The sequence below is a fragment of the Pedobacter psychrophilus genome, from assembly GCF_001652725.1.
GTDB lineage: Bacteria > Bacteroidota > Bacteroidia > Sphingobacteriales > Sphingobacteriaceae > Pseudopedobacter > Pseudopedobacter psychrophilus.
Genome location: NZ_LWHJ01000031.1, coordinates 167,311 through 179,300, shown reverse-complemented (window position 1 = coordinate 179,300; position 11,990 = coordinate 167,311). Strand labels below are relative to the sequence as shown.

Genomic DNA, 11,990 nt, shown 5'->3' with positions numbered 1-11,990 from the left:
AATAAGAAATGAAGATAAAAAAAATAATCAATCTTAAAAATATTACAAAGCAGTTGAATAATAATGGTTTAAGCTAATAAATCTAAAGCGCTCATGTTATTTTGCATGCCAGCATGATCCAAAGCCATTAAACCATTATTGTCCTGAATCATTTTATCAGCACCATGATCTATTAATAATTTTATCATATCATTTCTTCCGAACATGGTAGCAAACATGAGGGCGGTGCCACCATTGCCATGTTGTTGGTTAAGGTCTGCTCCACTTTTTATGAGTAATTCTGCAATTTCTGAATAGCCTTTAAAGGCAACACCCATCAAAGCGGTATTTCCTCCAAAATCCTGGGCATTAAGATCCGCACCTTGCTCAATCAATAATTCTGTCGCAGCTAATTGCCCGTTATAGGTGGCTATAGTAAGTGGTGTATATCCTTTTTCATCTTTACAATTGATGTTGGCACCGGTAGCTAATAATTGTTTAATTTGTTCAAGATCGCCAATTCTGGCAGCTTGTATCAATTCATTCATGTAATGGTTTTTGTTTTAAATTAATGGATTTGATTTTTTTAAAAAGATATCACCAATTATAAAAAAAGGCAGCAGATTGTTTCTGCTGCCTTTTAAAAAGATTATGAAGGAACTTTCTCTCCTTTTTCTCTTGGCCAGAAACGATGGTTTGCAATGGCAGTGATGAATTTTTGCGTATCTTCTTTAGTTACATTATCCATCATGATCAAAGCTTCATCTTTATCAATTGCTTTTTTATCCGTTAGTTTTTGAGCTACATAGCTTTTATCGAATAATTTTTTAGCATCTCCACAAAAAGCCAAGGCTTTACAATGTGTAAAAGTTTCATTTATGAAATGAATAGCATCAGGAACGCCCATTAAAGCTTGTATGCTTTTCTCACCCGAAGGGATGTAAATGGCATCAACCAATACAGAAGCAAATGCTAAAAAGCTTTTATCTACTTTAATTTTGTTTCCATTGCTGTCGTTAATATATCCTCCATGAGGTGCAATTACTTTAACCACGGCTCCTTCATCTTGTAAAGATTTTTTCATAGATGATAAGGATTCCGCATCTACACCGTCAGCAGCTAAAAAAGCAACTTGTCTTGTCTTAATGGTGTCTTTAACCGTATTTGCCATGCTTAAGGCTGGTGAATTTTTAAATTCAGGATTCACATCAATTGGCTGAAAATCATCAGGATTTTCATCTGCACCAAATTGATGATTCATTGGTTCTTTAGGCTCAGGAACTTCTATTCCTAATCCTTTTGCAACAACAGCGGCTAAATTTTTGTCAATTTGAGTCAATAAACCCACCACTCTTTCTGCAATTTCTGGTCTTTCTAATTTACCCAACTCAAATTTCAAAGCATCTTGAATATGGCTTTGTTCTGGTTCTGATTGGCTATTATAGAATAAGGTAGCCTGACTAAAAAAGTCTAAGAAGCTTTTACTTCTTGTCCTGATTTTATAAGAATCTACTCTTTCCTGGTAAGAGGTAAACCCGCCTTCTGTAGCCTTAGCTTGTTTTGGAGAACCATCAGAAATGGAGTTTGGGAAATAAGCTGTTTTGCTTTTATTGATCTCCATTCTTGCGATGCCATCCCTTTGGTTATTGTGCATTGGCGCAATTGGCCTATTGATAGGAATCTCATGAAAGTTTGGTCCGCCTAAACGACTCAATTGTGTATCAGTATAAGAAAATAATCTTCCCTGTAAAAGAGGGTCGTTAGTAAAATCTATTCCGGGTACTACATGTCCTAAATGAAATGCTACTTGTTCAGTTTCTGCAAAATAATTATCTGTATTACGGTTCAAAGTCATTTTACCAATTTTCTTTACCGGAACTAATTCTTCAGGAACTAATTTAGTTGGATCTAAAAGGTCGAAATCAAATTTATGCTCATCTTCTTCTGGGATTATTTGGACACCAAATTCCCATTCAGCAAAATCACCGTTTTCAATGGCATCATGTAAATCTCTTCTATGGAAATCAGGATCTTGTCCGTTAATTTTCAAAGCCTCGTCCCAAACTACAGAGTGCATTCCCAATAAAGGTTTCCAGTGCATTTTTACAAAGCAAGATTTTCCTGCTTCATTTATGAATCTATAGGTATGAACATTAAAGCCTTCCATCATCCTTAAACTTCTCGGAATTGCCCGATCAGACATTGCCCACATGATCATGTGCATAGACTCTGGTGATAGAGAAATAAAATCCCAAAAAGTATCATGTGCTGATGCAGCTTGAGGAATTTCATTATGAGGTTCTGGTTTTACTGCGTGTATCAAATCTGGAAACTTAATGGCGTCCTGAATAAAAAACACGGGCATATTATTTCCTACAAAATCATAATTGCCTTCTTCTGTATAAAATTTGACTGCAAAACCGCGTACATCTCTTGCTAAATCTGCAGAACCTCTAGAACCTGCTACAGTAGAAAAACGGGCAAATATTGGAGTTTCTAAAGAAGGATCAGTTAAGAATTTAGCTTTTGTAAATTCTTTCATGCTATCATCATAAACCTTAAAAACACCATGAGCACCAACACCACGAGCATGAACAATCCTTTCGGGTATACGCTCATGATCAAAATGGGTGATCTTTTCTCTTAGGATAAAGTCTTCCAATAGGGTTGAACCTCTTTCACCAGATTTTAGCGAGTTATTGTCATCATTAATTTTAACACCTTGATTGGTTGTCATAAATTGGTTGCTGCCATCTTCGGTATTTTTAGATAGATCATCAAATTTTTGATTTTGATCATTCTTTTCTGTTGGTTTTGAATTCTTCATTTTAGATAATTATTTTGATGAGGTTTTATTATAACTATTAATCAATATTTGTTCCAATAAAACCCAACCATTACTTTGATTCTATAATTATTGAAATAGGGATAGATTTATTTCTTATTGAGCTATTTTATTGGTCTCATCTTTGCTTTTGCTTAAAAACATTTAAAGAAAAACATACTATGGAAAACAATCAAAGGGACAGTTCTAACAACAGTCAAACAGAAGACACACACAAAACATTAGAAGGTAAAGAAGCATTAGAGAAGCTGAAAGATTTAGCCACGAGTGCAGAGAATTGTTTTTTTTGTACCAGCATTAAAACCGGATTGCCATTATCGGTAAGGCCAATGTCGGTATTACAAGTTGATGATGAAGGGAATTTATGGTTTATGAGCCACAAGCAAAGTCATAAAAATAATGAAATTAAATCTGATCCATTTACCCATCTATTCTTTCAAGAAAATAAAAACTCCGGTTTCTTAAATGTTTACGGTATTAGTGAGATCGTTTATGACCAGGAAAAAATTGATGAATTATGGAACCCACTTTTAAAAACCTGGTTTCAGGGTGGTAAAGATGATTTGGAAATCAGTTTAATAAAAGTAGAGCCAACACATATACATTATTGGGATACCAAACACGGCGAATTGGTTGCATTTATTAAAATGGCCGCATCAGTAGTTTCAGGAAAAACTATGGATGATAGTGTTGAGGGTGATTTGGATATTTAAATTAGTTATTTTAATTATGGACGGGATTTAAAGTTCAATATTATAAAGACCTTTTAATTAAATTTTATGAAGCTTATCCAATCTTTCTATGATAGTGACGATACCCTAAAAATGGCTAAAGATTTAATTGGACATTTTTTGTACACCAATTTAGATGGAAACATTACAGGGGGTATGATTGTAGAAACGGAAGCCTATATGGGTGTTACGGATAGCAGTTGTCACACTTTTAATAATCGTAAAACAAATAGAAACGCCACCATGTATTGCCAGGGTGGCGTTATTTATATGTATGTGTGCTATGGAATTCATGATATGCTGAACATTGTAACCGGCAGTGAAGGAGATTCTCAAGTAATTTTAATAAGAGCTATTGAACCTTTAACGGGTATAGAAATTATGAAAGAAAGGAGGGGAGATGTCCCTTTAAAAAGATTAACAAAAGGACCAGGTTCATTAGCAAAGGCTTTAGGTTTAAAAAGAATTCATGATGGTATTTCTTTAACAGAGGATAAAGTTTGGATTGAAGATCAGGGTTTTAAAGTTGAACCTGAAAATATTATTGAAACAGCAAGGATTGGTTTGGGCTGCCCCGAGCCTTATTTTTCTATTCCATGGCGATTTTTTTTAAAAGGAAATGTATTTGTGAGTGGGAAGACGAAGTAGGTTGGTAGTTAGTTTTTAGTTAGTTAGTTAGTTAGTTAGTTAGTTAGTTAGTTAGTTAGTTAGTTAGTTAGTTAGTTAGTTAGTTAGGTTTTTGGTTTATTAAATGGTTTAGGTTAAAACTAAAAAAGCATCAACCAAATGGCCAATGCTTTTAAAATCATCTAAACAAAATTTAATTCAAAACCAACGTCTGCAACCTGTCGGGGCCAACAGAAAGGTATTTGATAGGTACTTCTAATTCTTTTTCTAAATAATCTATGTAGGCTTGAAGTTTTTCAGGGATTTCATTAATCTCCCTTATTCCAGTTAAATCCTCGTTCCAACCATCAATCTCTTCCCAAAGTGGTTCTGGTTTAATGCTAGAAATATCGTAAGGCATATAATCAATGGTCTCTCCGTTATATTTGTAATGAGTACAGGCATAAATTTTTTCAAAACCGCTTAAAACATCAGCTTTTGTCATTACCAATTGGGTAACACCATTTAGCAATATGGCATATTTAAGTGCAGGTAAATCTATCCAACCGCAACGTCTTGGGCGACCAGTGGTTGCACCAAACTCATGACCAATTTTTCTTAATTCTTCGCCAACTTCATTATCTAATTCGGTAGGAAATGGGCCACCACCAACACGGGTGCAATAAGCTTTAAAAATCCCGATAACATCGCCTATTTTATTTGGAGCGATACCTAAACCGGTACATGCACCTGCGGTAGTGGTATTAGAAGAAGTAACAAAAGGATAAGAACCAAAATCAATATCCAGCATGGTTCCTTGTGCGCCTTCTGCCAACACTTTTTTTCCTTCTTTTAAATATTTTGCAACTAAATGTTCGCTATCTACGTGAGGGAATTGCTTCAATAATTCTATGGCTTCAAAAAATGCTTTTTCTCTTTCACTAAAATCTTCTATCTCGCCATAATTGGCTAGAATAGAACAATGTTTTTCTACTAGTTTATTGTATTTATCTTTGAAATCTGGCAAATAAATATCGCCTACACGTAAACCATTTCTTCCGGTTTTATCCATGTAAGTTGGACCAATCCCTTTTAAGGTAGAGCCAATTTTGCTGTCTCCCATTTTCTTTTCAGAAGAAGCATCTAAAAGCTGGTGAGTTGGTAAAATTAAATGTGCTTTGCGGGCAATCATCAAATTCTTTTTAGCCAATAAATCTATACCAGCATCTTTTAATTTGTCAATCTCTTTTTTTAAGATAATAGGATCAATAACTACCCCATTACCAATTAAATTCATGGTATGCTTTTCGAAAATACCTGAGGGAATGGTATTTAAAACAAACTTTTTGCCATCAAATTCTAAAGTATGCCCCGCATTAGGGCCACCTTGAAAGCGAGCAATTAAATCATATTGTGGGGCTAGCACATCCACAATTTTACCTTTTCCTTCGTCGCCCCATTGAAGGCCTAATAATACATCAACAGCCATTTTTTATGGATTGGATTTGAGTTTAAATGAAATGTTTAAATAAATTTATTTTCTTGGGATGCACAATGACCCGCTTTTAATTGGGTACAATTGCCATATAAGTTCAGTGAATGATGCTTAATCTCGAATTTTAATAAATCACCCATCATAGATTGTATCTGCTGAACGCGAGGGTCGCAAAACTCTACCACTTTGCCGCAATCAATGCAAATGATATGATCATGCTGTTTAAAACCGTAAGATTTCTCAAACTGCGCCATATTTTTTCCAAACTGATGTTTGGTCACTAAATCGCAAGAAAGCAAAAGCTCTAAGGTATTGTAAACGGTAGCTCTACTCACCCTGTATTTTTTATTTTTCATTTGTATGTACAAAGATTCTACATCAAAATGATCAGAGCGTGAATAAATTTCTTCGAGTATTGCGAAACGTTCAGGAGTTTTCCGGAGACTTTTATTTTCGAGATAGCTCTCGAAAATCTTTTTTACCATATCAATGGTTTCTTGCATTCCCATAGCTTTGTTAAGGTTCAAAGTTATTAAAAAATATCATTTTGGTAAATGATATTTGGGAATTTGAAAACTAACCGTTTTATGCTACTATTAAATACGGCTCAAGCTTTGCGGGGGAGGGGTAAAAACTGTCTTTTCAATTAAAAGTTTTGCTAGTGTTTTATTCCTTTCCATAAGCTCTACATTTAAATCTTTTTGATAAGAGACTTCTTTTTTCAAGCTTTGGATTTCGTTGTAATAATCTTGCATCTGCATCCTAAAATTAATTTGTTGCAATTCTGCTAAATCATCGGGAAAAAACTCATATAATGCAGCTTCAGTTATATATGCTAAATGTATAATCTGCTCGAAAGTAAAATAGGAGTGATTGTTCTCAAGTTTAGAATAAGCACTTTGAGAGAGATTTAACATTGCAGCAAATTGTCCTTGTTGTAGATTTTTCTTTATTCTGATATTTTTAATTTTAGAACCGATGTTGTATTTCATTGTAGCGCAGTAAATTAGAAATGCAATTTAAGAAATAGTTTTGTAACATTTATATTCTAAATTTGCATATTATATGCTTAATTAGCATAAAATCTAAGTTTTTTATTTTTCACCTTTGTAAGGTAGCGTTACAAGAGGGAAAACACTTTGCCCTGCCATGGTGGCAATAGAAAGAGATTTAAAAAAAACTTAAATTTATTTTTAATGAAAAATTTTAACAAAAAATTTTTAGTAGCACTTTTAGGAATAGTGCTTTTAACATCTACATTTTCGATTCAAAAAGCTGAAGCAGTTCAAGACCCAGCTACAGCAATTGCCGAGGCAATAACTGCTATCATCGGAGCAGTTTGCCCTGATACTCCCCAAAATAGATGCAAAGCTGGTAATACTTGTCAAGACGGGGCTTGTATTTCATTTAGAAAAGCTTGTTCAACTAATGAAGACTGTGGTGGGACTAATCAAGAATGAAAAATGTTAAATTAAATGTAGTGATTTCTCTTTTGATTTCACTACTTTTTTTAAGTTGTAATTCTTCCGTTAATAATAATGAATTTAAATACATAAACAGTGAGAATTTATTAGGTAATCAAATAAAGATAGATAGTTTTAACTTAAAGTTAAATATAACCTCATTCAAAACTTTCACAAAAATTATAAATAAAAAAATAACTGTAATAGACCAAATATTTGGAACTGTGAAGTTCTTCGATTTGAATGGAAATGTAATTGCCACTTACTTAGGGAAAAAAAAAGCTCCGTACATTAAAGAAATATTTTCTTTTACAAACTTTAAAAACAACTATTATATAGTTGACAATAGTTTAATCTATACGTATGATAACAATTTCCAACTATTGGATAGTTCTCACATAAAATTTAAACCTAATATATTAAGTTTCGATTCTGAAAACCCAAATCCCAATCAAGTTATGTTCTATCAATTGAACTATGGGGCTATGCAACAATATGATGGTTTGAATGATTTTTTAATAATTCCAGTAGAGATGGAACTGCCAAAGTTAAATGCATTTAATAACAATGAATATTATAAAAAGGCTTATAATCTAGGTATGTTGAGCTTAGATAACTACAAGGTCAAGAAAGTATTTAACAACTGGTCTTCTATATATGGAGAAGGTAAAAATTATCCTTATTTAACATCTTTGACTTATAGTATTAATAGAAATAGAATTGTTATTAATTACCCTGCGGATACTTTGATTTATACTTTAGACAAACAATTCCTGCCACATTTGAAGTTTGGTATATGTCCGAAAGGATATAAAACTAATTATAGAGTAACCAAAAGACTATCAGAGGCTTTTGATGCTAACGCTGAAAAAAGATTTAAAAATGAATTTAATCACTTTAATGATATTTTGACAATTGACGATTTTGTCTGTAGAACATATACTTTAATTGAGTCAGGCTCGAAAAAAAAAATTACAGGATTACAAATTTACAAAAACCATAATCTAACAGATGAATTTAAGTTTGCAGGAGAAGTAAAAATTATTGGTGCATTAGATAGCTGTCTATATTTTTCAAGCAAAATAATTGAGGGCGAACCAAATCTCAAAATCTTTAAAATAAAATATAAATGAAACAAACTCTTAAAGCAATTTATCTGCTTTTATTTTTCATATTAAAATGCTCTATTGCATTTTGTCAAGACGGTAAATATCAAATCGTTGATAAGGAAACAGGGAGAGGAGTGTCCTATGCATTAATTAAGTCAAATGATGTAATTGTTAATTCTGACTCATTAGGCCATTTTATTTTACCATTAAATTTGAGCTTTATCCAAATTAGCTGCATTGGCTATGAAACCAAAAAGTTTCAAAGTAATGAGCTTAAACAAATAATAAAATTAATACCAATATCTTACATCTTAAATGAAGTTTCAGTTAACCCGCTTACGTTCAAATCTATAAATAGCAAGTTTAACTCTAACTTTTACGACAACCTAGTGCAAAAACCTTATGATGCTAATTTCTTTTATCGAGAGTTTACAAAATTGGATGGTGATTATATTGACTTTAATGAAAGTTTCGGTTTATATCATTTCGAAGGTTTTTCTTTAAATTCACTAAGAAATCTTAGTGCTTCAAGTTTCATATCTAAAATCAATCAAATAAAATCTTTAAATATAATGATGGATAAAAAGATGGGTTTACATGAAATTAATTGGCTTGCAGCACCGAATAATCTCAATAAGTATATTTTAGAGTTTCTAATGTATTTTGGTGGCGATTTGAGCGATCGTAAACTATCAAATAATTATTTTGATGGTAAAGAACACATTGCTGAGATAAGTTTCAAACCAAACCCCAAGAGATTAAATTACTTAATTTCTAAGCAATGGCGTAGGTTTAATTTTTTTGCTGGTGTTCTAGCTTCTTCTGGTACTTATTATGTAAATACTGACAATGGTAAATTGAAAAGGGTGATTTTTGATACACATGATTTTAATAAATCAGCAAGGGGTTACAATAAAATGGATGAGAGGTTTAAAATTTTAAACTTAAGTGGAGAAATAAATTACATAGAGGATGAAAACTCTAAAACAATTCCTAGCTTTTTGGGATGTAATATTACTTACATCTTAAAAGATGAACCTACAAAAAAAATTGAAAAAAGGCTAGAATTTTATTTTTCAGGCTTTGATTTTAAAAATCAATCCAATGAAGATCTTGCAAAGAAATATAATACAGGAATATTATATGAATTTCCATCTAGGGCAATGAGATATAAAGCTGAAAACATATTTCCCGGAGAGGCCAAATATGACCCTGTCTTTTGGGCAAAAGATTTGCCATACCCCCCTTTTTATGATATTAAAAAAGTAAAAGAGGATTTAGCTAAACAAGGAATTGATATGCAGAAAAAATTTGCTGAATTTAACAATACTTATAAATAATTATTAAATGAAAAATATTATTTTAATTATTACTTTTTTTACTATTCTGAGTCAACAGTTCCCAACCTTAGAATTTGATAAAAAGATTTATGATTTCAAAAAAATAAAACCAAACACAACTGTTACTGCTACCTTTAAACTAACTAATAAATCAAACAAAGTTCCTTTAATAATTTACTCAGTAAGTACAACCTGTGGATGTACAACTGCGAAGGCACCTAAAATAATAAAACCTTCTCAATCAGATTTTATAATTATTAAGTTTGATAGTAGAGGATATAATGGATTAATAAATAAAGATATAGTAGTTATCACCAACACTAAAAATGAGTATGATAAATTAACTATAAAAGGCAATGTAAGTAATTGAGTAAGTATAATTTTTGATATTACTAACTTCATAATTTTCTTAACTCGGCATTAAATACTTATCACACCTTTAAAAGTTTTATCATTCTTTATAGATTATTTACTTCTTAACCACCAAAGTTTCAATCTCAGAATCAAATCTAGTTACATCAGAAATTCCTTTTACTTCTTTTAACTTCTCAATCAAATTATCAAGATGATTGGTATCGTTAACATAAATCATAATAGTGCCATCAAAAAATTCCTTGGTCAGTATCAACTGTTATAGAGCGCATATACACTTTAAAGTCGTTTGAGATTACCTGAGTTAGGTTATTTATTAAGCCAAATCAGCAATGACAATAGTATGTAAACCTGTTAAAAAAGCGCCTTGCTTCTGACATGTACATTCTGCTTTGACAATCTGGTAGCCAAAACTCGACATTAATTTGGTTGCATTAGGGCAGTTTTTTAGTTTTATTTAACGTTTAATTCCTCTCTACTAGATAAAATAGTTAAATAATTAATAGATAATCGGAAATTATCCGATTATCTATTAATTTATCTACATTTGTTTATGAATTTGATAGATAAAATCTCAACTCATTCTCGTCAACCCTTAACACATCAATTGTTGATATCATGGTTAAAGCATTATGAACGTCCAAATGATAAGATAAGTGAACTTATTCATCAGAATAAATTACAGTCAATTAAAAAAGGATTATATATAGTGGGTCCAGCTATTATTGCTGCCATTCCAGAAAAATTTACGATAGCCAACCATTTGTTGGGACCAAGTTACATCAGTTTAGATTCTGCATTAAGCTATTATGGTTTAATTCCAGAAAAAGTTTATACTACTTCCTCAGTTACAATAAAGTCTTCAAAAGAATTCGATACTTCCATCGGTTTTTTTTCATATTCCCAGTTACCTGTACCATATTATTCGTTTGGAATTAAATCACTTTTAATCGGCGAAAGCCAACAGATTTTAATTGCATCAAAAGAAAAAGCATTATGCGATAAAATTATCAAAACAAAAGGCATTGTGTTGAGGAGTGAGAAACAGGCGTATGAATTTTTAATTAAGAACTTAAGAATGGATGAATTTATTTTGAAAAACTTAAATACAGATGAAATTGAAAATTGGTTAAATAATGCACCAAAAGCAGAAAGTATTTCTCAAGTTGTTAAGGTTATTAAATCGCTATGATTAAAGATTGGTTAAATAATTATCAGCCTTCAAATCAAGCAGAGGCAAAAGACGCATTGAGAGAAATAATGCAAGAAATTGTATTGGCTGCCCTTTACAGAGCTGGATTTTTTGAGAAAGCTGCTTTTTATGGAGGTACAGCTTTAAGGATTTTCCATGGCTTAGATAGATTTTCGGAAGATTTAGATTTTTCCTTGTTAAAACCAGATGATGGTTTTTCTTTGGATAAATATCAAGAAGCAATCTTACTGGAATTTACCGCTTTAGGGATGAAAGTAACGATTAAAGAGAAAGAAAAAAAGATTAAGACAAATATCAACTCTGCATTTTTAAAATCGGAAACGATGTGGCGAGAGCTAACATTGGAAGGTATTGTTCCGCAAAGTGGTTTAGACCAAGTTGCAAACATAAAAATCAAATTAGAAGTTGATGTAATGCCGCCTTTAGGTTTTGTAACCGAAGAAAAATTATCATTAAAGCCATTTTCGTTTTATGTGAAATGTCTTACTCTACCAAATTTATTTGCTGGCAAAATGCATGCTTTAATTTTCCGTAAATGGGGAAAAAATGTAAAAGGTAGGGATTGGTATGATATGGAATGGTATATTAAAAAAGGAGTAAAACTTAATTTAAATCATTTCCTTTTGAGGGCAATTGATAGTGGCGATTGGAAGAAGGAAAATATCAACAAACAGGAATTTCAGGAACTTTTGTCCGAAAGAATAAACAATGTTGAAATGAAATATGTAAAAGATGATATCAAAAGATTTATAAAAAACCAATCCGACATTAAAATTTGGTCACCAATATATTTTCAAGATCTGGTAATTCATTTAAAATTTGAGAACTAAGGATTAT

Annotated in this window: 14 protein-coding genes; 8 read left to right on the top strand and 6 right to left on the bottom strand. The window is 31.8% G+C overall.

The features are described from left to right. Window positions 1–68 precede the first annotated feature (68 nt). Both A5893_RS16115 and A5893_RS16110 read right to left on the bottom strand, forming a co-directional pair. Window positions 69–527 (bottom strand): ankyrin repeat domain-containing protein, encoded by a 459-nt coding sequence (locus A5893_RS16115; protein ID WP_068823620.1) that lies wholly within the window; start codon window positions 525–527, stop codon window positions 69–71. A gap of 101 nt (window positions 528–628) precedes the next feature. After that, window positions 629–2,806, bottom strand: coding sequence for a catalase (locus tag A5893_RS16110; protein WP_068823619.1), 2,178 nt, complete (start codon window positions 2,804–2,806; stop codon window positions 629–631). Between the two features lie 179 nt (window positions 2,807–2,985). Here A5893_RS16110 and A5893_RS16105 point away from each other — a divergent pair, with 179 nt between their 5' ends. Then, window positions 2,986–3,537, top strand: a complete 552-nt coding sequence (locus A5893_RS16105; protein WP_068823618.1) for a pyridoxamine 5'-phosphate oxidase family protein — start codon at window positions 2,986–2,988, stop codon at window positions 3,535–3,537. Window positions 3,538–3,603: 66 nt separating this feature from the next. Then, window positions 3,604–4,203, top strand: a complete 600-nt coding sequence (locus tag A5893_RS16100; protein ID WP_068823617.1) for a DNA-3-methyladenine glycosylase — start codon at window positions 3,604–3,606, stop codon at window positions 4,201–4,203. A 172-nt stretch (window positions 4,204–4,375) separates the two neighbouring features. On the opposite strand, the gene A5893_RS16095 is transcribed toward A5893_RS16100, so the two are convergent. From A5893_RS16095 to A5893_RS16085, 3 genes are all read right to left on the bottom strand, one after another. Next, a complete protein-coding gene (locus A5893_RS16095) occupies window positions 4,376–5,650 on the bottom strand; it encodes an adenylosuccinate synthase (RefSeq protein ID WP_068823616.1) in 1,275 nt (424 codons plus the stop codon). A 35-nt stretch (window positions 5,651–5,685) separates the two neighbouring features. Continuing rightward, window positions 5,686–6,165 carry a Fur family transcriptional regulator gene (locus A5893_RS16090; RefSeq protein ID WP_068823615.1) on the bottom strand — a complete coding sequence of 160 codons (480 nt, stop codon included), beginning with the start codon at window positions 6,163–6,165 and terminating at the stop codon, window positions 5,686–5,688. Window positions 6,166–6,252: 87 nt separating this feature from the next. After that, a complete protein-coding gene (locus A5893_RS16085) occupies window positions 6,253–6,648 on the bottom strand; it encodes a helix-turn-helix domain-containing protein (protein WP_068823614.1) in 396 nt (131 codons plus the stop codon). A gap of 204 nt (window positions 6,649–6,852) precedes the next feature. On the opposite strand from A5893_RS16085, the gene A5893_RS16080 reads away from it, so the two are divergent. From A5893_RS16080 to A5893_RS16065, 4 genes are read left to right on the top strand one after another with little or no spacing between them, the layout of a single operon-like run. Further along, complete coding sequence (locus A5893_RS16080) at window positions 6,853–7,116, top strand: hypothetical protein (RefSeq protein WP_157687582.1); 264 nt, start codon at window positions 6,853–6,855, stop codon at window positions 7,114–7,116. After that, complete coding sequence (locus tag A5893_RS16075) at window positions 7,113–8,252, top strand: hypothetical protein (protein WP_068823612.1); 1,140 nt, start codon at window positions 7,113–7,115, stop codon at window positions 8,250–8,252. Before A5893_RS16080 ends, A5893_RS16075 begins: the two co-directional genes overlap by 4 nt. After that, a complete protein-coding gene (locus A5893_RS16070) occupies window positions 8,249–9,568 on the top strand; it encodes a peptidase associated/transthyretin-like domain-containing protein (protein WP_068823611.1) in 1,320 nt (439 codons plus the stop codon). Before A5893_RS16075 ends, A5893_RS16070 begins: the two co-directional genes overlap by 4 nt. 7 nt (window positions 9,569–9,575) lie before the next feature. Then, window positions 9,576–9,938, top strand: a complete 363-nt coding sequence (locus A5893_RS16065) for a DUF1573 domain-containing protein (protein WP_068823610.1) — start codon at window positions 9,576–9,578, stop codon at window positions 9,936–9,938. A 99-nt stretch (window positions 9,939–10,037) separates the two neighbouring features. Here the strand turns inward: A5893_RS16065 and A5893_RS18255 are convergent, their stop codons facing one another. Further along, entirely contained in the window at window positions 10,038–10,196 is a 159-nt protein-coding gene (locus A5893_RS18255; RefSeq protein ID WP_317040604.1) for an ACT domain-containing protein, read from the bottom strand. 297 nt (window positions 10,197–10,493) lie between these two features. On the opposite strand from A5893_RS18255, the gene A5893_RS16060 reads away from it, so the two are divergent. Then, window positions 10,494–11,132, top strand: a complete 639-nt coding sequence (locus A5893_RS16060) for a type IV toxin-antitoxin system AbiEi family antitoxin domain-containing protein (protein WP_068823609.1) — start codon at window positions 10,494–10,496, stop codon at window positions 11,130–11,132. Further along, window positions 11,129–11,983: a nucleotidyl transferase AbiEii/AbiGii toxin family protein gene (locus A5893_RS16055; protein ID WP_068823608.1), complete on the top strand. Its 855-nt coding sequence runs from the start codon at window positions 11,129–11,131 to the stop codon at window positions 11,981–11,983. The genes A5893_RS16060 and A5893_RS16055 overlap by 4 nt, the downstream gene beginning before the upstream one ends. Window positions 11,984–11,990: the final 7 nt, after the last annotated feature.